We start from the raw sequence: 23,609 nt of genomic DNA on the forward strand, positions 1-23,609 counted from the left end.
TTCTGATTATTTGGTAATTCTGGTATTAGTGTACGAATATAATATTTTTAAATCTTTGTTGTGACTTTGATTCTATGGGTTCTTTTTTTGCCATGCAATTACTCAAACGATCAAAATCTCTTTTAACCAAATTTTATCATACTTTCCATCATAAATATGCTAAAAAAAATTACATTTGAGCCTTAAATTTATGCCCCGTATTATGATTCAGAAAAGAAATTTTATTGGTTTACTTACTTTGTTGGCCGTCTTTTTTTACGCGCCGTTAACCTACTCTCAAACTTCAACGGAGAAAACAGAAGTTACTCCGGAAAAAACTGAAACTACACCTGCCAAAACCGAAAACAAATCAAAACTTTTTGAGGAAACTGTTACTGACAGTGATTATTTGATGGCAATCGAAAAAGCCGGAGAAGTTTTGGAATCTGCTCATAATGACACTGAGTTTGATGGAAACAGCCATCGTTTATTTGGAGAAATCAAAAGAACACAAGGCAAACTTGATCTTATTCTGGCGAGTTTAAAAGGAGCAAATCCTAATGTGCGCAACCAGCAAATGTACCGTATCGTTCTAAAAGAAATCGAACAGGAACTTAACGAACAAAATACAGCCATTAATTCCCGAAATCTTGCACTTGAAAAAATCAAAGGCCGTGTAATTGATTTACGCAAGGACAAAACCCTAATGGGACTTTTGAAAGATACTATTAAACGTAAGCAATTTAAAAAAGAATTTGCCAATCTTAAAAACCGATACCTGAGCACAGACAGTTTAATGACCAAAAATCAGAATATTTTAAACAAAAATAAAAGGCTGACTGTAGAAAGAAAAATAGCGGTATCGAATGCTTTAATTACTGTAGAAAGCAAACTTGAACAGTCCGGAATAAGCATGCTTAAAAAAGAATATCCAGTTTTATGGAGTACAAGCGATTCTACAGCTAAGAAAATAGTAGGCAAAAATATTAAAGCCAAAATCATTATCGAAGAAAACGTTGCTGCTTATTATTTAAGTTACAGGGCAGGCGGATTAATTTTTCTGACTTTATTAATGTGTTTATTGGGCTGGTATATTTCACGCAATTTAAAATACCTGAAAAATAACGGACATCAGGGTCACTTGTCTGATTTTAACTTTAAATATCTAAATCGTGGTGTAATTATTCCCGTTGCTGTCATTGGTCTTAATATTGCCGTAGTAAGCAATTTATATGCGCCGGCAATGTTTATAGAATTGATTCAGCTGGTTCTTTTGGGACTTATTACTTTTCTGTTTAAAGATAACTGGTCAAAAGTTGCGATGCGCAATTGGCTGCTTCTTTTAGTTTTATTTTTAATACTGTGTTTCCTTGACTTATTTATTGCAGTTGGATTTATACAACGCTGCGCTTTTATTGTAATCAATATTTTGGGTGTTCGTTATGGATTTGTTCAAATCAAAACACTAAAAGATCAGCTTTACTACAAAGGTTTTTTTAAATGGGCGACAATTATTTTTATAGGCCTGAATGTGCTGGCGATATTAAATAACATTTTCGGGAGAGTTTCTCTTGCCAATATGTTAAGCATAACTGCTTTTATATCGCTTACTCAAATTGTTGCCTTAAGCGTATTCTTGAAAATAATTTTAGAAATTATTCTTTTACAAATTTATACCACCAGAATTAAACGTGGAATCGAAAAGATTTTTGATTTCGAAAGTTTATCTGAAACACTCAAAAAACCATTTATCATCGTAATTAGTTATATGTGGATTGTGGTAATCGCCGCTAACCTGAATATTTGGGAATCTTTGCGCGCTGGTTTAACCTCACTGTTAATCCACCCAAATACCATTGGCAGCATCACTTTTACCTTAGGAAACATCGTATTGTTTTTTATCATTATCTGGGTTGCGCATTTATTACAGAATTATGTGGCGTACTTTTTTGGTGAAGTTGACGATGAAAACGAAGAAAATATCAACAAAAAACAACATTCTAAATTACTGATTACAAGACTTGTTGTTTTAATTTGTGGTTATCTTCTGGCTGTTGCCGCCTCAGGAATGCCATTAGACAAATTAAGTATTTTGTTGGGAGCGTTGGGTGTTGGTGTTGGACTTGGACTTCAGAGTGTGGTTAACAATTTTGTTTCGGGTATTATCCTGATTTTTGATAAACCAATACAAATTGGGGACGTTATCAATATAAGTTCAGAATCCGGCCGGGTAAAATCGATGGGATTGCGTACTACAAAAATCAACTCGGCAAACGGTGCCGAAATCATTATACCAAATGGTAATTTATTGTCGCAAAACATTACCAACTGGACGTATACAGACAATTTTAAACTGGTAGAAATCGCTGCAGAAGTCGATGGAGACATTATGCCCGAGGAAATTAATGCCTTAATATTAGAATCTCTTGAGAGCATGGATTTAGTCAATAATGCTAAACCACCACAGATTTATTATACTGCTATTGCCGACGGGAAATTCAAACTGCAAATAAAATTCTGGTGCAGTATTTACCGTACCGAAGAAACCATAAGCACTGCGCGTCAGGTACTTTTTAGTAATTTTAAAGCGAAAGGTTTAACCTTATCAACATAAAATCAAATTAGATTACATCTTAGAATCCGTTAAATTAAGTTTTAACGGATTTTTTTTTGAAATTCACTTCAGAAATAAACATCGCAGAAACAATCAGTATTATTTGAGACTCAGAGCAAAGGTTTTAATACATTAACAATTGTTCTATTTCCTTAAATGGATTTTTATTTTTTAAAATTCACTTAAAAACCACTTTAAAAAAACTCTTAACCTGCTAATTTTAAAAACAATACACAAAAAATAAAAAAATTTTTATTTACATCTAAAAGCGTAAAATTTATCGGTATATTACTGATTAATAGTAATTAAATTAGTCCTATCTTAGCAGAATTAAATCGATTTTGAATTAAACAGCCTCTATTCTGCAAAGAAAGAAATGTAAGAACAGATCGAATTACAGAATTAGAAAGCGAATTAATTTTCGGAAAAAATAAAAAATTTACAATACTACAAATGATTAAACAGAATTACAATTTATTGCTGGCAGATGATGATGAAGATGATTGCGCTTTTTTTAAAGAAGCACTGGATGAACTATCAATTCCTGTATCTCTTGTAACTGTTAATGATGGTGTACAACTTATGGATTTTCTAACGGATCATTCGTTAGAAAATTTGCCTGACCTGCTTTTTCTAGATCTTAATATGCCTCGAAAAAATGGCTCTGAATGTCTGAAAGAAATTAAGGAAAAAGAAGCCTTGAAAAATCTTCCTGTTATTATTTTTTCTACTTCGCTGGACAATAACATTGTAGATTTAATGTATGAAAAAGGGGCAACTTATTATATTCGTAAACCAGCCGAATTTTCTAAATTAAAAAAAGTAATCGAAAATGCTCTTACTACAGCATCCCAAAATAACTTTAAGCAACCTGTAAGAGAGCAATTTATCCTTCAACCTTAATTCGTTTCCAGAATGAGCTTAACAGATAATAAACATTATTTTCTATCCAATGGTGGCGAAATGGGTGATTTGATGCGCGCCAAAAACTGGAATGAAACCTCGTTAGGCGATCCTGAAAACTGGCCTCAAAGCCTTAAAACCATGGTTGCTGTAATGCTCAACAATCCTTTTGGAATGTATATTGTATGGGGTGACGATCTAACTCAATTATACAACGATACCTACAGCCAGATTCTGGGATCAAAACATCCTAAAGCTTTAGGAATTAGTTCGCACATTACATTTGCCGAAGTTTGGGATACTATATACCCAATGTTTAATGATGTAATGCAAGGAAAACCTGTTAGTTACTCTGATTTAAAACTGGTATTAAATAGAAATGGATTTGATGAAGAATGCTATTTTAATTTTTCATACAGCCCCATTAAAAAGGAAAATGGCGAAGTTGGCGGTATTTTGGTTACCGTTATCGAAACAACAGATAAAGTAAGAGCAACTGAAGCTCTTACAGAAAGCAATGCCAGATTTAGAAATAACATTATGCAAGCTCCTGTTGCTATGTGTGTTATGCGCGGTGAAAATCATGTTGTAGAAATTGCAAACGATAAAATGATTCAGTTATGGGGAGTAGAACCCAGTGAAATCCTCAATAAACCTGTTTTTGAAGCTTTGCCCGAAACAAGAAATCAATACCTTGAAGATGTACTCAATAATGTTTACAGAACGGGCGAAAAATTTATTGCCAATGAACAATTGGTTAAACTGCCTCGTGACGGTAAAATAGAAGATACTTATTTAAATTTTGTTTACGAAGCGCTGAAAGAAACTGACGGAACAATCTCTGGCGTTGTAGGAATTGCAATAGAAGTTACGCCACAAGTACTTTCGCGTTCAAAAATCGAAGAAAGTGAACAAAAAGTAAGAGAGTTGGTTGAAAACGCCCCTTTCCCGATTGCTTTATACGCAGGAAAAGATATGATGGTAGAATTGGCAAACGATTCTATTATAAAAATATGGGGAAAAGGAAATGACGTTATCGGAAAATCATTTAAAGATGTTGTTCCGGAACTCGATAATCAGTTGGTTTTTGAACAAATTAGTGAAGTCTTAACCAGCGGAAAATCTTTTCATACACAAAATACACCTCTTGATCTTACTGTTGATGGAAAATTAGGTACTTATTATTTCAATTACAGTTTAACGCCAATATATGACGTAAACGGTACTGTATATGGCGTAATGAATACTGGTGTCGATTTGACGGATTTGAATTTAGCCAAGAAAAAAATTGAAGAAAGCGAACAAAATTTGCGTAGTATGGTCTCGCAATCGCCAATTGGTATTTGCGTATTAGATGCAGAAACTTTGGTAAGCGAAATTGTAAACGACAGTTTTATTGAAGTCGCAGGAAAAAAATATGAAGAAATTGCGGGAAAACATTATTGGGAAGCTTTTGCTGAGGTAAAATCTGCTTATGAAACCGAGCTTCAAAAAGTAATTGATGAAGGGAATCCGTTTTATGCAAATGAGGTACAAATGAACCTGATCAGGCACGGAAAAGAAGAAACTATATATGTGACTTTTGTATATGCGCCACTAAAAAATATTGATGGCAAAGTAACCAAAATTGCTATTTGGGTACTCGATAATACCCCACAGGTTATCGCCAGACAAAAAATTGAAGAAGCTGATAAGCGTTTTAGAAATACTGTTAAACAGGCACCTGTAGGAATCACAATTTTACGCGGTCCGGAACATGTGGTAGAAATGGCCAATGAAGCTTACTTAAAGCTAGTAGACAGAGAAGAAAAAACTTTTATTGGCAGACCATTATTCGATTCCTTGCCGGAAGTAAAACAAGCCGTTAGTTCCCTACTTGATACTGTTTTGCAAACCGGAATTCCTTTTCATGGAAATGAATTACCAATTCCGTTAAACCGACATGGGAAACAGGAAATTTTTTATTTTGATTTTCTATATCATCCTTTAAAAGAACAAAATGGAGAAATTTCAGGTATCATCGTTACTGTAACTGAAGTTACTGAAAAAGTTGAATCCAGAAAAAAAACAGAAATAAACGAAGAAAGACTGAATATTATAGTCGAAGCCAGCGAATTAGGAACCTGGGAATTGTATGTAAAAACAAAATATCTTCAATACTCTAACCGCTATCTGGAAATCGTTACCGGTTACAAAGAAGAAGAATATTTAACTCACGCCCAACTCCTTAGCCATGTTCATCCGGATGATATGCACATACGCGAAAAAGCTTTTAAAGATGCCATTTCCTTAGGCAATATTCATTATGAAGCCAGAGTAATCTGGGACGATCAATCGATTCATTGGGTCGAAGCCAAAGGAAAAGTGTTTTATGACTCAGACAATAGTCCTGAAAAATTATTAGGCACTGTACGAGATATTACCGATGAAAAAAATCATCAGCAGGAACTTGAAGCCAGCGAAAAAAGATTCCGAAAACTAGTAATGGAATCTCCCGTACCAAAAGCAATCCTAAAAGGCCAGGACATGGTAATCGAAATGGCCAATGCGGCACTTTTGAAAACGATCTGGAGAAAAAAAGAAAGCGATGTTCAGGGTAAAAATATATTAGACGTTTTCCCGGAACTCAAAAAACAAAAATATGCCAAACTTTTAAATGAAGTTTACACAACCGGAAATGTACATTCAGAATCAGAATCATTGTTTTATGTAAATCATGATAACATAGAACATAAAATGTATATTGATTTTGAATATGCACCGCAACGAGAATTAGACGATACCATTTCAGGAATAAAAATAACATTGATTGATGTAACTGAAAAAGTAGAAGCACGAAAAAAAATCGAAGAAAGCGAAAAAAGATTCCGTTCACTAACAGAAAGTATCCCGCAGCTTATTTGGGAAACAGATGAAAAAGGAAATGCCTTGTTTACCTCAGGCAAATGGATGGATTATACCGGAATAATACCAAATGGAGAAGCAGAATGGAAAGCTATGATTCATCCGGCTGATTTTGAAGAAAATGCCAGAGTTTGGAAACACAGCCTGGAAACCGGAGAATTATATAAAACAGACGTTAGGGTCCTGAAAAAAGATGGCACTTATAGATGGCACACCGTTATTGGTGAACCGGTTTTAAATAAAGACAATAAAATTATTAAATGGGTTGGTGCATTTACTGATATCCAGACAGAAAAAGCATTTACGCAGGAACTGGAAAAGCAAGTTACCGAACGTACAAAAGAGCTCGAGCAAAAAAATGTAGAATTGGAGCAAATGAACAAAGAACTTCAGTCGTTTGCTTATATATCAAGTCACGATTTGCAGGAACCTTTGCGAAAAATTCAAACTTTTGCAACGCAAATTATCGAGAAAGAATCTGAGAATCTATCAGATTCAGGAAAAGATAAATTCCTGCGAATGCAAAATGCTGCACAGCGAATGCAAACTCTTATCAATGATTTACTCTCGTACTCGAGAACCAATATTCAGGAAAGAAAATACGAAAAAGTAAATCTTTCTGAAATTATCGATGCCGTAAAAGAAGACCTGAAAGAAGAACTGGAGCAAAAAGAAGCCATAATCGAAAGTAAGCAAACGTGCGAACTAAGTATAATTCCGTTTCAGTTCAGGCAATTATTGTATAATCTTGCCAGTAATTCGCTTAAGTTTTCGAATCCGGATATTCGTACCGTAATAAAAATAAATTGTGAATTTGCCAAAGGCGAAGATTTAAACCATGAACTTTTATCTAAAGAACTTGAATATTGCCATATTAGTATTGCAGATAACGGAATAGGTTTTGAACCACAATACAACAAAAAAATATTCGAAGTTTTTCAGCGTTTACACGGAAAACTAGAATATACCGGAACAGGAATTGGACTGGCAATCGTAAAAAAAATTGTAGAAAACCATAATGGAGTTATCACCGCAACGGGAGAAAAAAATAAAGGAGCTACATTCGACATTTATATTCCTGTAGTTCAAAATCTAAACTAAAAAAAAACGGAAATAACTTTAAAAAAGTCATTTCCGTTTTTATTTTTTTAATCCTCTCAAAGAATTAAGAAAATTTACTTTATAATTATCTTGTATAAACAGTAATTACTCCAGTAACTTTATCTTTAATCTTTAATTCTTTATTAGTAAGATTCATGATATCGCTTGTCGAACTTACAGCACCAACTGTAAGAGTTAAATCGTTGTGAGATCTTACATAAGTTCCGGTAGTTTCTGTCAATGCACAGTTTGTACCATCATAATCACCAATAACTGCAGCGTTGCTTAATCTTAGATCAAGATAATCTCTGTTACAACCACTTGCGTTTTGAGGAGCGTCGATTAGCACTTCTTGTCCGTTAATGATTGTTCCTGTTTGGCTTAAATTATATTTACCCTGGATTGGTACAATTGTTTCCCCGTCGTTGTCATCGTTACTACAAGATGTTGCAAATAAACCGATGCTTAATAATACTGCGAATAATATTCTTTTAGTTTTCATGTGATTTCTTTTAAAAATTATTGTTTGATTTTGTTTAAAATTATTTATGCTAAATTACTTTCAAAGTCGATGAATAATGTTCTATAATTTTCGATTTGATTTACATAATTTCACATAAGTTTAAAGAAATGCTTTACGAAATAACATTCCTGCAACAAATACAGTAGTATTTATCTCAGAAAAGCATAATATGCAATATTTTCACCTTTACCTATATATAGGTAACACTATTTTTTAGCTACTTCAACAAAATACAATAAACAAGACCGCTTTTATAGAAACATGTTGTTGCATATACTCATTACATCTGCAAAAAATTGTATTTTTACTTCATAAAGGCAGGCAAGTAATCTATTTAGACTATATCAAATTATTTTAACGGTATGGTACAATGCTAAATATGTTTTTTACACATCGCCAGATTACACTTAATTATTATCTTTGAATTATGAGCACACTTACAAAACCAAATCATATAGGCCGAAAAATCAGCCGTATTCGTGAACTTAGAGATATGAAGCAGGAAGCTTTGGCGCAAGCTTTAGGGATAAGTCAACAATCGATATCAGCTATCGAAAATAGCGAAACCATAGAAGAAGAAAGACTTATTGAAATAGCAAAAGTATTGGGAGTAAACGTCGAAGCTCTTAAAAACTTTTCGGACGAAGCTGCAATTAATTTTTTTAATACCGTCAGTGATAACGATATTAATGGTAATGTTTTTAATGCAAACGTAAATAGCTGTTCGTTCAATCCTTTAGATAAAATGATGGAAATTGTTGACGAAAACAGAAAACTTTACGAACGTTTATTACAGGCTGAAAAAGATAAACTGGAATATTTAGAGAAAATATTAAACGGAAAATAATCCGTAGTAACATATCAAAAAAAAGGGTGAGACTTTATATAAAGTCTCGCCCTTTTTTATTGCAATAAGAATTACTTAAATGTTTATTTTTTTACATACTTATTCAGGATATAATGCGTCACAGGTCTCAACGGACTATTATTTTCCGGATGTCTGCCGTGTATATTAAAAAAATCAATTCCGTTTGCTGTTTTAGCGTACCAAATAATCGCTACTCCGTTTTTATCAAAATAAGTTGTGGTATCGCAAACTTTTACTTTTTTGAGATTAACAAGAGTTGGATCTAAAATTTCGATATTATATGACTTACCAATACCTTCTATTTTCAATTCACAATCTACAATTTCATAATGATCTCCAGACCATTGCATGCATTCCTTATTTGGAAAAGCAAAATAGATTACTACAAATCCAACAAATAAAAAAACTGAGGCAAATACAATGGCGTGTTTCCAGTTTATTCCTGATTTTCCTGATTCCTCACGCTTCTCTACTTTCTCTGGATTCTTCTCTATACCTGCAAATGAATTTATTGTGGGCTGTCTTACTTCAATATCAGTTATTTTTTCTCTTGTTCTAAATCTTGGAGTTTCATCTTCAATTCCTTTTTCCCTTCCTTTTTCTTTTTCCTTTTCAACAAGAAATTTTTCCAGATCTCCAGAATTATCAATTTTATCCTTTTCTACTCTTTGTTCCATTTCTGGACTTGGCAATTCTAATTTATCTTCATTTTCAATTTGAATTTCATCTTCAAATAACTCCTGAATCCTGAATTTATTAAAAGGTCTTGCTTTAAAATCTACCAGAATTGCAGCCATATTTACTGCATCAACATTTGCGGGATCACTTTCTCCTTTAAAATAATTATCAATAGGTCTGAATTTATCTATTTGTTCATCAAACTTATTTCTTTTATTCACATCAAAAGCTAGTCCTAATAAGGAACTAAAAACATTTAAATCATCTTGATTTCTGTTTTGTTGCTGAAATAACTCCCAACACAAATTACGAAGTCTTGCTCTCGTGGGACTACTCAAATAAAAAGAATGATCGCCGTTTTTTTCAATCTCATACTTCTTTTTAACAGCTATTTTATAATCTTCAAAAGTATTGTTTGGCATACGCTTGCGGAATTTTAAGGATTTCTTATTTGGATTTTTAAGGACTTTTACGGAATTATCAGGACTTCAAAAAATACATCGGAATTCCTGGAATTCCCTATCAAAACAGGCTCATAAGCGTTGTTCCTTTGCTTCAGAATTAGTTCTTATTCGATATCGAATTAAAACAAAAATACAAAACTAGTTCAATTAAAAGTACGGAAAACCGTAAGACAAGATTTATCCGGGAAGTATAAATCAACCTCTTATAGTTCTACGCACTTCACTTCCCAAACACGAAATGATTATTGCTTTAACAAGATCCGGATGAACTCCGGACGGCAATACTCATGCTTACTTTTAAAATTATAAAAACATGAAAAAGTTATTTATATTGGGAGCGTTTGCGCTATTGAGTACAACTGTTGTTTCTTGCACAGCTGATGAATACGATGAGGTTAAAAAAGAAGTTAAACCTACAGTACCAACATATGCCGACGGTCCTGGCGATGCTACTATACCTGTGCCACCACCAAAAAAACCAGACTAAGAATCTGGATGATATAGAATAAATCAGTAATTTCGGGGAAAGTAACTTTTATGCTACGGTCCCCGTTTTTATGTTTTATTATTTTCTTACTTGTCCTTTCTTGTAAAGAAACAACAACACCATCAATACATAAAAAAAATGTCTCAGAGGAAGGCTATAGTTTAAGGGAAAAAGGAATCTCTACTCTTGAAAACAAAAACTTTAATAGTGCTTTTTACAACTTCAATAAATCAAAAATAGCATTCGAATTTACCAAAGACAGCAGTAATATTGTATACAACCTGATTCAAATGGCTACTATACAGCAAATAAACGGCGATTATTATGGTAGCAAAGAAACCCTGACCGAAGCATTACCCTATATTAAAAAGAAAGATGTTTACAGTGCTGCTATTAATAATTTGTTTGGCATTGCAGATAAAGAACTTTCTCTATACGATGATGCTATTTTTTATTATAAAGAAGCTTTAAAAGATTGTACAGATGAAATATCAAAGCAATATCCTTTAAACAATATTGCCGTTGTTTATATTCAGCAAAAAAAACACGATCAAGCAATTCAAATCTTAAGTTCTATATTAACTAAAAAATATATTGATAAAGATTCTATTCGTAAGTCGATATTTTTAGACAATTTAGGTTATGCTTATTTTAAGAAAGGATTACAACAAAAAGGACTCTTAATAATGCTGCAAAGTTTAGATTTGCGAAATAAGATAGATGACTCTTATGGAAGTATAGAAAGTAATTTGCATCTGGCCGAATTTTATGCGAAAACCAATCCTCAAAAATCAAATCAATATGCACAATCTGCATATAAAATTGCAACAAAATTTAATAGTGTCGATGAACGTTTAAAAGCTTTATCATTTTTAATTTCGAATACATCCAGCATTCATACTACAGAATATGCGCAAAAATATGTTTTCTTAAATGACAGCATTATTAAGATTAGAAATAACTTTAAAAATAAGTTTGCCAAAATAAAATACGATTCTAAAAAAGAAAAAGACGAAAACCAGAAACTGCGTTTAGAGAAAGTAGAGAATGAATTATCGCTTCAAGAAGCAAAATATCAACGAATATTTTTAATAATTGGCGTTGCTTCTCTTCTACTTTTATTATTATATCTCAGAAAATTTTACCAAAACCGAAACAGGATTGAGAAAATAAAAACTGCCTACGATACCGAAACCAGAATTGCTAAAGATATTCATGATGAACTGGCAAATGATGTTTTTAATGCCATGACTTTTACACAAACGCAATCTTTGACTAAAGAGGAAATAAAAGAAAACCTGCTACAAAAACTGAATCATATTTATACTCGCGTTCGCGGAATTTCGAGAGAAAATAATAGTATCGATACCGGAATAAATTATTCAGTTAATCTAAAAGAAATGCTTTCGACTTATAATAGCAGCAATACAAACGTGATTATTAATAATATCGAAAAAGTAAATTGGGAATTAGTCGACACCATTAAAAAGGTTACGATTCAGAGAATTTTACAAGAATTAATGGTCAATATGAAGAAACATAGTCAGGCTTCGATCGTTGTTGTAAAGTTTGAAAGTAACGGAAAAATAGTCTTTATTGATTATACAGATAACGGAAAAGGATGTGAAAAAGATCAAATTGTAAAAAATGGTTTGCAAAATATGGAAAACCGTATTTTATCCATAAAAGGAACTATTACTTTTGACACTGAACCAGAAAAAGGATTCAAAGTAAAAATAACACTGCCTAAATAAAAGCCTATGTTTAAAAAAGTAATAATAGCCGAAGATCTTGATGCTATCAGTTTAGGAATTGAGCAAGTTTTAAAAGATTTAAATATTGTTGAGTTTCAACATTCAAAGTATTGTGATGATGCGTTTTTGAAAATACGCGCAGCTATTAATAAAAATGAACCTTATGATTTATTGATTAGTGATCTTTCGTTCAAGACAGATCATCGAGAAGTAAAAATTGCCAATGGTGACGAACTGGTTCAAAAAGTTCGGGAATTACAACCTGATATTAAAATTATAGCTTATTCTGTAGAAGATAAAAGTTATCGGATTAAGTCACTTTTTGATAATGCAGATATTGATGGCTTCGTTCTAAAAGGTCTAACTAGTATTGAAGAACTAAAAAAAGCAATCAATCTCATTTCTACCTCTGAAGCAAAATATATTTCGCCAGAAGTTGCCTCTGCATTGCAGGAAAAAAGCAATTTCGAAATAGACGATCTCGATATTAAAATCTTAAAACATTTATCATCCGGAACGCCACAAGACGAAATCATACAAATATTTAAAGATTTGGGTGTAAAACCCAATAGCAAAAGTGCGATGGAAAAAAGACTTTCTAAATTGAAGGACTTCTTTAAAGCAAATAATACCGTTCATTTGGTTTCTATCGTAAAAGATATGGGGATTATTTAAAATCTCATTATCATAGAATTATAAATTTTAAAAGCTCCTTCGGGAGCTTTTTTTATTGCCTGAATTTAAAAAATTGCTGATTATGGATTTCCGTAAAATACTGGTTTTAAATAGGTCTAAGTTTGAATTGTTAAAAATTTTAATAATAATTTAAAAACCAAAAAACATGAAAAAGTATTATGTAAATAACACAGCACAATCAAATGGCGATCATGAAGTTCATACAGATGAATGTCAATATTTTAAAAGTATTGTAAGTAAAAAATACTTAGGAGAATTTTCTAGCTGTAAACCTGCAGTAGATGAAGCAAAAAAAACTTATTCTAAATCGAATGGTTGCAAAACTTGTTGCAACGCATGTCATACCACTTAAAAATCATGGGCTTTCGATTTCAAAAAAGGATAAAACTTGGAGGAGGACTTGGGTTTAATATAAGTAAATCCGGAATTTCTCCAAGTTTAAGAACAAAAATGGGAACATTTAGCAAAAGCGGTTATTCTACAAAAACCGGTATATCGGGATTAAGATATCAAAATAGCGGATGCATCGTATTAATTGCATTTACAGGAATCATAACATTTTTAATATATATCATATAACAATCATGGGATACAGAAAAGGATATTTCAAAAAAAACGGAACGTATGTTCAGCCACATTTTACTAACACAAGATCTAAATCTTATTCAGGAAAAAATAACGGATGCATGCTAATATTACTTATAGCAATGACATTTGGATTCGCAATTTCTTGTTCAGAATCATCAGACTCAAATTGCCCAACTAAAACATGTGAAGATTTTAAAAACCAACCTGATGCGCAAGCAGCTTTTGACAGTAACAGAAGCTGTTATAAAAACTTAGATGGTGACGGAAATGGACGCGCATGTGAAAGCTTGCCTAAAAAATAAAACAAAAAAACATGATAACACTAGAACTAAAAAGCCACTTTTTAAGATTATATCAAATGGCATTGTCTGATGATCAATTTGATGTTTTAGAACTTCAGATGCTATATCATTTTGCAGACGAACGCGGAATTCCGAGAGAAGAACTCGATAAACTTTTTCTGAATCCTATTAGTACAGAATTTATTGTACCGGAAAATTTAATTACCAAAATAGAATACTTGTATGATTTTACAAGAATCATTTGGGCAGATGGAAAGATTACTGACGATGAAGAAAATATGCTGAAAAAGTATTGCCGAAAATTTAATTTTTTAGATGAAAACATCAATGATCTATCGAGTTATCTTATTGATTGTGTCCAAAAAAATATTCAGAAAGAAGAAATTATTAGTCAATTAAATTCCTAAGTTATGAAACCACTATCACAACTATTCAGTTTAAAAAAAACAGAGGATTCTCAGATCAAAATTTTAGATGAAAATGAAGAAGACAGAGAACAAATCAGAATAACGTATTATCAAAGCGGATTTGCTGCATCGATAAAAGCAACCGGAAAACCAATTGTTCTAAAAGCGTGTCTGCAAAACTTATATATGAGTTTTGAAGATCAATGCCGAAAACAAAAACTGGAGCAAGACAGACTTAAACAACCGTACAAAGAAGAGCAGGAAAAAAACAGAACTGAACTTAAAAAATCTGAAGCCGCAATAGGTATCTACGAAAAGAAAGAACAGGATGTTACGGATGAAATCGACCAGATCAAGAATGAAATTATCGAGGTAAAACGCAATCCTGATAAATACGGAATCGAAGACGGAAAAGGCTTAAAAGCACAATTTTATATTGGTTTATTTTTATTGCTTCCTATAACGCTTTATGTATTAGTGTTTTATATTTCGGCATCATATTCTGCATTTTTCAAGGAATTTGCAAATGATAGTTTAACCGCCGCGATTTTTGATGCAAATGCGTTGACCAATTCTTTTAAGGCAAGCTGGCTCGAAGGTGTTTTGGTAATTACGATTCCGTTTGTATTTATGGGATTAGGTTATGTTATTCATATGGTGCAAAAAGGAAAAGGGATTAAAAACGTTTTCAGAATGATTGCGCTTTTTGTTACAACCTTTTTGTTTGATGCTCTTTTGGCGTATCAAATTGAAAAGAAAATATATGAATTTAATAAAACGACAGATTCTGCGCCTTATAATTTGAATATCGCATTGGGCGAAGCTGAGTTCTGGATGATCATATTTGCCGGTTTTGTAGTGTATATTATCTGGGGACTTGTTTTTGATTTTGTAATGAAAGAATTTGAAAACATTGATAAAATCAGGTCATTTATTAGAGGCAAAAAAGAAAATCTTCTTGATCTCGAAAAACTAAAAACAGATTATATCAATAAGGTAAATGATTTTAAACAGCAAATAGTAACCATAACCGGAAAAATATCTGAACTGCAATCTAAAATCGACGGTTTTGTGTTTCCTGTAAAAGAATATCTGCATTATCATCATCAATATAAAGAAGGATGGTTTCAGGCTATTAATACCGAAATTGCTTTGCCACACACCGAAAAAACAGAGTTATTACAAAATTGTGATCTTTCGTCAGAAGAACATTTAAGCAAATTAAACCTCGTCGATCCTGATTTTCAGCATTTGGTTTATTCTAAAAATTAATAGTTATGAAAAATATTTTACCCATAATGGCAATGTCCTTATTGCTTGTTTTTAGTGTTTCGTGCAAGCAGGAATCTGATAAGGAAGCAGAAAAAGAAAGTGAAACAAAAAGTCCGGTTTCAGAAAATTATAACATTAGTATTCTCCTTGATTTATCGGATAGAATTAGTCTGGAGAAAAATCCTAACCCAACGATGCAATATTATCAGAGAGATTTAGGATACATAAAATCTGTTTCTGAAGCTTTTACAGAACATTTAAAATCAAAAAGAATCAGACAGATTGATGATAAAATGCAATTGTTTTTTAATCCGGAACCTCTTGATCCTGCAATTAATACAATTGCCCAGGATTTGAGAATTTCTATTGATAAAAATAATGCTTCAAAAAAATTATTGAATTCAATCAATTCAGATTATGCATCAAAGACTTCAAAAATTTATGAATCGGCGATAAAAGATAATAAGTATGTAGGATCAGATATCTGGAGCTTTTTTGATAATAAAGTCAAAGATCAATGCATTGAAAATAAATATAGAAATATACTTGTAATATTGACTGACGGATATATGTTCGATGAAAGTACAGTAATGAAAGAAGGAAATCGAACAACATATATCACGCCGGAACTCATCAGAAAAAATGGACTAAACACGAAAGATTGGGATAAAAAATTACAAGATCAGGATTATGGATTTATCAAGGCAAATGATGACTTATCAAATCTGGAAGTTTTGGTGATTGGTATTAATCCCAATAAAAACAATCCGTACGAAGAAAAGGTGATCAGATCATATTGGACAAAGTGGTTTACTGAAATGAAAATACGTCATTTTGAAATTAAAAATGCTGATCTGCCATCAAATATGGAAAATATTATAAAGGATTTTGTTCTAAATAAAGAATAAGAATTACATCAATTTTATACATTTAAAAGAGGAAATTATTGTCCTCTTTTTTCCATTTAAAAACTCTCCAAAACTTTCCTGAAAATATTTTCCAATTACGGATTTCCATAAAACATTGACTTTTATTGGTTTTACATTTGAAAAAGAATTACTCGAAACTGTCGCGCCTTATGAAACTGGATAAAGGTTAAAATCAAGTATTAATACGCATTATAAAGAAAGTATTTCTAATTAGATTTAAAACCTGAAATCTTGTTATAATTATTTATTACAGATGCAAAAAACACCAATTATAGATGTAAAATTTTATCCAAAAGCCTATGCAAAAAAATTACTTTATCCTATTTATTTTACTTGTAACCCTTTCCTGCAAAAAAGCTTCTGCTCCTCCTCCACCAGAAATAAATTCGCTTTTCAAACAAGTAATTACACCTGATGATCGTAAAACCATTACAGCAGAAGAAGCAAAAACATATCATGTAAACAACACGTACCAATATGAGTACAGAACCGGAAATCCGGGACAATATGAATATAATTATGATGTAAAAGGAATCAACATAAAAGGCGATTCGGTTTATGGGAATATCAATGTCCAGGGAAAATATGGTGCCGGAATTTTAATTAATGACACTGTTGCTGATGTCGAAATTAATACTGAATGGATTTCGTATGGCAAGTTAAAAGCCTGCGATAAAAATGGAAATGAATACCAATTAATTGTCAAATAAAAAAAACGTTATGAAATATACATTACTAGTTCTCTTTGTTTTTCTAACCTCTTTTCGTCCGCCCGAAACCAAAGTTTATATCTGCGGCTCGACAGGTGCAAAAAAATACCATTTTAGTGAAACATGCCGCGGTTTATCGTCTTGTCATCACGGGGCAGTAAAAACATCGCTTAAACAGGCACAAGGTTTAGGTCTTACACTTTGCGGTTGGGAAGATTAAGGAATAAAAAAATACTTAACGTTTTAATAATCTTTACATTACGTTAAATTCATATCTGTTTTATTAATTTGAATAAAACTAAATGTTATGAAATTTTTCAACCTAAATTTTCTGGTTTCATTCAAAGAATGGCTTTTTTTAAGAGCTATGCAATCTTCTTTCCTTCATTAATAAATTATAATAGAAAAGGAAATAAAAACAGTTGAATGAATAAAATTGAGAACTCATTTTTGAACAAAGACCAATTTGGAGATGATTTCTTGTGGGGTGTTTCTACCGCCGCTTTCCAAATTGAAGGGGCTCATGATGCTGATGGAAAAGGTTCGTCTATTTGGGATGTTTTTACTTCTCAAAAAGGAAAAATAAAAAACGGACATCATGCCTTAACTGCTTGCGATTTCTATAACTCTTACCAAAATGATATTGACTTAATAAAGGAATTAAACATTCCTAATTTTAGGTTTTCTATCAGTTGGACCAGAATTATGCCTACAGGAACTGATTCTGTAAACCAAGCCGGTATAGATTATTACAACAAAATCATCAACTCTTTACTGGCATCAGGTATAGAACCCTGGATAACGCTTTATCATTGGGATCTGCCGTATGCGCTGGAAAAAAAAGGCGGCTGGACCAATAGAGAATCCGTTACATGGTTTTCAGAATATGTTGCTATATGTGCGCAACATTTTGGGGATCGCGTCAAAAACTGGATGGTTATCAATGAACCTTCGGTTTTTACAGGTGCAGGATATTTTCTGGGCATTCACGCTCCGGGAAAAAAAGGAATTACCAATTACCTTAAAGCCATGCATCACGTAACTCTGGCGACGGCAGCGGGGGCAAAAATAGTACGCAATCTGGTTCCGGATGCAAATATAGGAACTACTTTTTCTTGTACTCATATTGAACCGGCAACGCAAAGTGCAAAAGATGTTGAAGCCGCAAAACGTGTCGATACTTTACTAAACAGAACTTTTATAGAGCCTATTTTAGGATTGGGTTATCCACAAGCTGATTTGCCTGTGCTTAAAAAACTCAATAATTATATTTTAGAAGATGATCTCAACAATTTATCCTTCGATTTTGACTTTATAGGCCTGCAATGTTACACACGCGAAGTCGTAAAATCGGCAATGTTGATTCCGTATATTGGTGCCGAATTAATAAGTGCTGAAAAAAGAAACGTGATCTCAACCGATATGGGATGGGAAGTTTATCCTCCTGCCCTTTATTATGTCCTAAAGAAATTCAACGAATATAAAAACATTAAAAAAATCATTATAACCGAAAATGGTGCGGCTTTTCCGGATACACTTTCTAACGGAAAAGTTTACGATATCAAACGTACCCATTATATTCAGGATCATTTAGAACAAATTCTTAAAGCCAAAGAAGACGGATTAAATGTCGAAGGTTATTTTGTATGGAGCCTCACGGATAACTTTGAATGGGCAGAAGGCTATAATGCCAGATTTGGGTTAATACATGTTGATTTCGAAACGCAGCAAAGAACTATAAAGCATTCTGGATTGTGGTTTAAGGATTTTTTATCTTAACCCCTTATACTTAAAGACATAAAAAGCCTTTTGCAATTAAATTGTGAAAGGCTTTTTATGTTTGAAACAAAATCATTTATTAATGCAATCTAAAGTTATATTGCTGCTTTAAAATCCCGATATGAAGCTTGCCATTCGTTTTCAGGTAAGCTGTCACAAGAATGTATCTCTCTTCCGGATACTTTATTTCATAACTAAAGGTTGTATCTTTTACTTTAACCTGTAGCAGGTGTTTTCCATCATCTGATACTGGCAGTTCTGCCGTTTCATAACCAGGCATTGCATTTGTTGCTTTTAAGGTAATTTCCTGAACTTTCTTTTTATCCAGAAGTATTTCCAGTTTTAGGTTATCAAGTTTTATATTGGTTGGCTGCTCAAACGAAACAACATACTTTTTACAGCCAAAAGTGCATAAAACAATTAATAATATTAGAAGCTTTTTCATAAAAGATATTTTTAAAATGATAGTTACCAGCAATCAAAATCTACAATAATATTTTATAAATATAACTAATTTCACTACAATTTAAATACCCCAAAAGAACAAGTTTTATTGCAATAAAGATCAGTAATACACATGAAAAAAATTTGATAAAAATATGGGTTTAAAAGCAAAAAAAAACGATCATTTCCCTTGTTTTCAGTAGGTTTATTGATAAATTTTGCTTATCTTTATAGTGTAAATAAACGTAAATATATGCCGAAAAACAAACTTTTTAAACTTCTGGATTACTCTTCAAAAAATTATTTATTTTACTTCTTTAAGCATTTTATTTTTCAAAATGCTTTTCAATTTCTATTTGAAATTATTCTACCCAATCTTTTTTCTGTGCAAAGTATAAACACACAGATAGTCTCAAAGCGACAACTCCAATTTCTACCATAATTATTTTTCGTTGATATATTTTCTAAACTATTTTTTTAGAAAATACAACTTTAAAATCAAACAAAAGATTTCCCGTTTCAGGATTCTCTTTCGACTCTTCATTTTCATTTTTCAAAAACTAAACGTAATTCTATGATTTATTTCTCGTTTTTCAACTATTTGATTACTTCTACTATTAATCTCAATTTATTGATTCATTCAAATCTATATTTTAACTTTTTTTATAGTTCAATCCAACTTTTTTAGAACTTTTTGTATCTATTATAATAGAGATCAGATTCGTTTTCCATTTAAATAAAAGGTTCTAACAGACCTAAATTACTATGCATTGTATTTTGTTTTAGGGAATTTTCAGGAATCTTAGGAAAACGCAGGAATTCTGGGAATCCCTTATCTACAAAGGGCTCAAAGTGCCTTTACTTTGCCAAAGAAATTAGTTCAGGTTTTGTCTGCAGACTAAAACATAAATATAAACTAGTTCAAATTAAGAGTGTAAAAAACCGTAAGACCGAGTTTAATCGGGAAGTATAAACAACGTCTTACAGTTCTACACACTTTACTTCCCAAAAAAGCAATTTGGTATTGCCTCAATCAAGTTCTGGATAAAATCCGGACAGCAATACCTATGTCTAATTTCTAAATTAAATCAAAATGAAAAAACTAATACTATTTATCGCTTTTGCGTTATTGTTCACTATATTTTCTTGTACTCCGGATGAGTATGAAACTCAACCAAAACAAGAAACACAAAAAAATATTAATCCCATAAAAGCAACTTATGCTGATGGTCCTGGTGATGGTGGTACTAAGCCACCTCCACCTCCACTTTAATATAAAAATTTATTTTTAGTGTCTAATTTATTACTATTTTCGGGGAAAGTAAATTTATATGTTACGGTCCCCGTTTTTTTCTTTTATTATACTTCTTTTGCTTTTTTCCTGTAAAGAAAAAAAGAATGTTAACAGTAACAATGAATCGATACGAAAAGAAGCAATTACTCTACGAAATATAGCAAATGAAAATCACGATAAACAAAATTTCAATACCTCTTTTTATCAGTTTAATAAATCAAAAAAACTTTTTGAAACTATAAAAGATAGTGCCAATATTGGGTACACACTTACTATAATGGCCTTAATTCAGCAAGTGAATGGAGATTATTATGGGAGTAAGGAAACCGTAACTGAAGCATTACCTTATGTTAAGAAAAAGAGTGTATATACAGCTGCTATAAATAATATATTAGGCATTGCTGACAAAGAACTTTCTCTTTATGATGATGCCATTGTCTATTATAAAACAGCAGCAGATGATTTTAAAGATCCTATTGATAAGCGAGGTCCTTTAAGCAATATTGGAGCAGTTTATATCCAACAAAAAAAATACGACAAAGCAATTGCTCTTTTAGAATCTCTTTTAAGTAAAAATTTTTTAAAAGAAAAAGTTTCAATAACTGATGAGGTTAGAATTCTAGACAACCTCGGTTATGCTTATTTTAAGAAAGGAATGGATCAAAAAGGATTCTCTTTAATGAATGAAGCGCTCCAGACGAGAAACAAACTTAAGGATACTTATGGCAGTATTGAAAGTTATCTGCACCTTGCCGATTATTATGCTAAAAAAGACATTAAAAAATCAAATAAAAATGCCCTTACAGCTTACAATATTGCCACAAAATTAAATAGTGTTGACGAAAGATTAGAAGCGCTTCAAATTCTAATTTCAAATGATCACAGTGCTCAAAACGGTAAATATGTGCAAAAGTACTTTACACTAAACGATAGTATTATTAAGGTTCGAAATAACTTTAAAAATAAATTTGCTAAAATTAAGTACGATTCTAAAAAAGAAAAAGACGAAAACGCAAAACTTCGTTTAGAAAAAGCAGAAAACTTGTTATCCCTTCAAAAAGATAAATATCTCCGAATTGTTTTTGTAATTGTATTTGTTTTTTTAGTCATTTTAATAGCCATATTGATAAGATATTATAAAAATAAAAACAGAGCTATAGAATTCCAGACTTCATATAACACTGAAACCCGAATAGCTAAAAAAATCCACGATGAATTGGCAAACGACGTCTTTCAGGTCATTGCTTTCGCCGAATCTCAGCCGTTATCTACGGAAAGCACCAAAGAGAATCTACTTCAAAAATTAGATGACATTTACGGACGCGTAAGAGGTGTTTCAAGAGAAAACAATAAAATTGATACTGGCATAGATTTTACAAACAGAATAAAAGAAATGCTTTCAGCCTATAATACCTCCGAAAGAAATATTATTGCCACTAATCTGGAAAATATAAACTGGGAAATTATCGATGATATAAAAAAGATTACTATTAGTCGTATTTTACAGGAATTAATGGTGAATATGAAAAAACACAGTAATGCAAATTTAGTTCTTATAAAATTTGAAAGTGATCAAAAATCAATCTTAATAAACTATAATGATAATGGTAAGGGTTCTGAAAAAACGAAGCTTATAAAAAATGGCCTTCAAAACATGGAAAACCGTATGCAGGCTGTTAAAGGAACTATCGATTTTGACACAGAACCAGATAAAGGTTTTAGAGCAAAAATAGCTATGCCTAAGTAAATACAAATTAAAGTTCAATATGAACTTCTACAGTTTTATACTAAAATGTATATCCAACAACAAAAGTATTTACAGAACCATGATTATTTATTAAGAAACTTGGTTTCAAAGTTTGGGCTTTTATATTAACTCTACTTAATAATCCAAGTGTAATTTATTATTAAACGAATATTTGTTTCTTTTTGTTTTTTTTACTTTATAAACTATATCAACATTTTAACGAATTATTCAATTTTGCTTCTTTATTTTTGTTCTAGTACAATAAAAAGTTATACCCACCTTTTCAAAAATTGCCTTTAGAATAATAATCCTTTTCAAACTAATCTTTTACACCAAATTTAATTACTTTGCGGGCACGAAGTCAGATATTCGCGTAGTACTTATTAAGAACACTTCTTAGAGCGGGAGATACATTAAAAAGCATTATACTTCTTTAAGACCTCTTCTTTGAAATTTCCATTTTTAAGCATTTCAACAAATTCCAATTTTGAAAAAATATTTTTAACTTTAAAAGGATCATGTGCTAAAATATACACATTCCATAAAGTATCTAAAGCAATAACATCACCATCACTTAAATCATCAAAAAAATAAAATTTACCCTCTTTTAAATCTATTATATAAGTGTATCCAATATTTTTTTTGATTAAGTCTTTTTCATCATCTTTGAAATTTTTAATTAATCCATCCAAATCCTTGTTTTCAAAATGTTTTTCATTAATTTCAGAAATGTCAATTTTATTAAAATCAAAACTTGAAAAATCAATGCTCTCACAATTAAATCCTCCAAGAATTCCACTTAATATATTTAAATTAATAGTACAAAAATCATTCTTTTTAATATTCCAAACTTTTAATACTTTTTAAAATAAAAAATTTAGGAAGTTTTATATTTAAATATACTTTCTCGAGTTTAGCATTATAAATAATAACATAACTGTCTTTATAATTTAGACTATATTTTTCAAACCCTAAAAGAAAATTATCATTTATTTGAGAATACAGATATAAATATTTTTTTGGCAAAATATTTATAACATTTTTAAAGAACAATATTTCTTCTTCTTTCATAGGGAATATCTTCTTCTTTTTTTTAAATAAATTAAACATATTATTTCCAAATTAAATTATACTGTTCTTTTACCCATTGTGGCGCAAATCTAGCG

Annotated in this window: 23 protein-coding genes; 18 read left to right on the top strand and 5 right to left on the bottom strand. The window is 31.5% G+C overall.

What is annotated here, in order from left to right; all coding sequences use genetic code 11:
• Positions 1-202 precede the first annotated feature (202 nt).
• The 3 genes from BXU01_RS10215 (at position 203) to BXU01_RS10225 (ending at position 7,501) form a co-directional block, all read left to right on the top strand.
• The gene (locus BXU01_RS10215) at positions 203-2,593 is read left to right on the top strand and encodes a mechanosensitive ion channel family protein (RefSeq protein ID WP_083693120.1); all 2,391 of its coding nucleotides are present in this window, start codon (positions 203-205) and stop codon (positions 2,591-2,593) included.
• Positions 2,594-3,046: 453 nt separating this feature from the next.
• Entirely contained in the window at positions 3,047-3,496 is a 450-nt protein-coding gene (locus BXU01_RS10220; RefSeq protein ID WP_083693121.1) for a response regulator, read from the top strand.
• A gap of 12 nt (positions 3,497-3,508) precedes the next feature.
• The gene (locus BXU01_RS10225) at positions 3,509-7,501 is read left to right on the top strand and encodes a PAS domain S-box protein (protein ID WP_083693122.1); all 3,993 of its coding nucleotides are present in this window, start codon (positions 3,509-3,511) and stop codon (positions 7,499-7,501) included.
• 85 nt (positions 7,502-7,586) lie between these two features.
• Here BXU01_RS10225 and BXU01_RS10230 read toward each other — a convergent pair whose 3' ends face one another.
• Positions 7,587-8,003 (bottom strand): lipocalin family protein, encoded by a 417-nt coding sequence (locus BXU01_RS10230; protein ID WP_056252731.1) that lies wholly within the window; start codon positions 8,001-8,003, stop codon positions 7,587-7,589.
• A gap of 448 nt (positions 8,004-8,451) precedes the next feature.
• Between BXU01_RS10230 and BXU01_RS10235 the strand changes: the two genes are divergently transcribed.
• Positions 8,452-8,871 (top strand): helix-turn-helix domain-containing protein, encoded by a 420-nt coding sequence (locus BXU01_RS10235; protein WP_083693123.1) that lies wholly within the window; start codon positions 8,452-8,454, stop codon positions 8,869-8,871.
• Between the two features lie 83 nt (positions 8,872-8,954).
• Here the strand turns inward: BXU01_RS10235 and BXU01_RS23750 are convergent, their stop codons facing one another.
• Positions 8,955-9,992: a hypothetical protein gene (locus BXU01_RS23750; RefSeq protein ID WP_206196615.1), complete on the bottom strand. Its 1,038-nt coding sequence runs from the start codon at positions 9,990-9,992 to the stop codon at positions 8,955-8,957.
• Between the two features lie 355 nt (positions 9,993-10,347).
• Here BXU01_RS23750 and BXU01_RS23660 point away from each other — a divergent pair, with 355 nt between their 5' ends.
• The 12 genes from BXU01_RS23660 to BXU01_RS10295 all read left to right on the top strand — a co-directional run bounded on the left by BXU01_RS23660 (position 10,348) and on the right by BXU01_RS10295 (position 18,958).
• Positions 10,348-10,521, top strand: a complete 174-nt coding sequence (locus tag BXU01_RS23660) for a hypothetical protein (protein ID WP_165689775.1) — start codon at positions 10,348-10,350, stop codon at positions 10,519-10,521.
• 50 nt (positions 10,522-10,571) lie between these two features.
• A complete protein-coding gene (locus BXU01_RS10245; RefSeq protein ID WP_083693124.1) occupies positions 10,572-12,275 on the top strand; it encodes a tetratricopeptide repeat-containing sensor histidine kinase in 1,704 nt (567 codons plus the stop codon).
• Positions 12,276-12,281: 6 nt separating this feature from the next.
• The gene (locus tag BXU01_RS10250) at positions 12,282-12,950 is read left to right on the top strand and encodes a response regulator (RefSeq protein WP_083693125.1); all 669 of its coding nucleotides are present in this window, start codon (positions 12,282-12,284) and stop codon (positions 12,948-12,950) included.
• Between the two features lie 166 nt (positions 12,951-13,116).
• Positions 13,117-13,323, top strand: a complete 207-nt coding sequence (locus tag BXU01_RS10255) for a hypothetical protein (protein ID WP_083693126.1) — start codon at positions 13,117-13,119, stop codon at positions 13,321-13,323.
• Complete coding sequence (locus BXU01_RS10260; protein WP_083693127.1) at positions 13,308-13,550, top strand: DUF4236 domain-containing protein; 243 nt, start codon at positions 13,308-13,310, stop codon at positions 13,548-13,550. Before BXU01_RS10255 ends, BXU01_RS10260 begins: the two co-directional genes overlap by 16 nt.
• A 5-nt stretch (positions 13,551-13,555) precedes the next feature.
• The gene (locus BXU01_RS10265) at positions 13,556-13,861 is read left to right on the top strand and encodes a hypothetical protein (RefSeq protein WP_255373735.1); all 306 of its coding nucleotides are present in this window, start codon (positions 13,556-13,558) and stop codon (positions 13,859-13,861) included.
• Between the two features lie 11 nt (positions 13,862-13,872).
• On the top strand, positions 13,873-14,268 hold the full coding sequence (locus BXU01_RS10270; RefSeq protein WP_083693128.1) for a hypothetical protein: 396 nt from the start codon (positions 13,873-13,875) through the stop codon (positions 14,266-14,268).
• A gap of 3 nt (positions 14,269-14,271) precedes the next feature.
• The gene (locus BXU01_RS10275) at positions 14,272-15,540 is read left to right on the top strand and encodes an ABC transporter permease (RefSeq protein WP_083693129.1); all 1,269 of its coding nucleotides are present in this window, start codon (positions 14,272-14,274) and stop codon (positions 15,538-15,540) included.
• A 5-nt stretch (positions 15,541-15,545) separates the two neighbouring features.
• Entirely contained in the window at positions 15,546-16,448 is a 903-nt protein-coding gene (locus BXU01_RS10280; RefSeq protein ID WP_083693130.1) for a hypothetical protein, read from the top strand.
• A gap of 320 nt (positions 16,449-16,768) precedes the next feature.
• The gene (locus BXU01_RS10285) at positions 16,769-17,179 is read left to right on the top strand and encodes a hypothetical protein (RefSeq protein ID WP_083693131.1); all 411 of its coding nucleotides are present in this window, start codon (positions 16,769-16,771) and stop codon (positions 17,177-17,179) included.
• A gap of 10 nt (positions 17,180-17,189) precedes the next feature.
• Positions 17,190-17,399: a hypothetical protein gene (locus tag BXU01_RS10290; protein ID WP_083693294.1), complete on the top strand. Its 210-nt coding sequence runs from the start codon at positions 17,190-17,192 to the stop codon at positions 17,397-17,399.
• A 206-nt stretch (positions 17,400-17,605) separates the two neighbouring features.
• Complete coding sequence (locus BXU01_RS10295; protein ID WP_083693132.1) at positions 17,606-18,958, top strand: GH1 family beta-glucosidase; 1,353 nt, start codon at positions 17,606-17,608, stop codon at positions 18,956-18,958.
• A gap of 79 nt (positions 18,959-19,037) precedes the next feature.
• Here BXU01_RS10295 and BXU01_RS10300 read toward each other — a convergent pair whose 3' ends face one another.
• Entirely contained in the window at positions 19,038-19,403 is a 366-nt protein-coding gene (locus BXU01_RS10300; RefSeq protein ID WP_083693133.1) for a hypothetical protein, read from the bottom strand.
• Between the two features lie 1,092 nt (positions 19,404-20,495).
• On the opposite strand from BXU01_RS10300, the gene BXU01_RS10310 reads away from it, so the two are divergent.
• Together BXU01_RS10310 and BXU01_RS10315 are read left to right on the top strand one after the other, a co-directional pair.
• Positions 20,496-20,675 carry a hypothetical protein gene (locus BXU01_RS10310; RefSeq protein ID WP_083693135.1) on the top strand — a complete coding sequence of 60 codons (180 nt, stop codon included), beginning with the start codon at positions 20,496-20,498 and terminating at the stop codon, positions 20,673-20,675.
• A 97-nt stretch (positions 20,676-20,772) separates the two neighbouring features.
• On the top strand, positions 20,773-22,443 hold the full coding sequence (locus tag BXU01_RS10315) for an ATP-binding protein (protein WP_369819544.1): 1,671 nt from the start codon (positions 20,773-20,775) through the stop codon (positions 22,441-22,443).
• 413 nt (positions 22,444-22,856) lie between these two features.
• Here the strand turns inward: BXU01_RS10315 and BXU01_RS10320 are convergent, their stop codons facing one another.
• Positions 22,857-23,135: a hypothetical protein gene (locus BXU01_RS10320; protein WP_083693137.1), complete on the bottom strand. Its 279-nt coding sequence runs from the start codon at positions 23,133-23,135 to the stop codon at positions 22,857-22,859.
• 145 nt (positions 23,136-23,280) lie between these two features.
• Complete coding sequence (locus tag BXU01_RS10325) at positions 23,281-23,514, bottom strand: hypothetical protein (RefSeq protein WP_083693138.1); 234 nt, start codon at positions 23,512-23,514, stop codon at positions 23,281-23,283.
• Between the last annotated feature and the right edge of the window lie 95 nt (positions 23,515-23,609).

Origin of the sequence: [Flexibacter] sp. ATCC 35103 (assembly GCF_001975985.1) — a bacterium.
Classification (GTDB): Bacteria; Bacteroidota; Bacteroidia; order Flavobacteriales; family Flavobacteriaceae; genus Flavobacterium.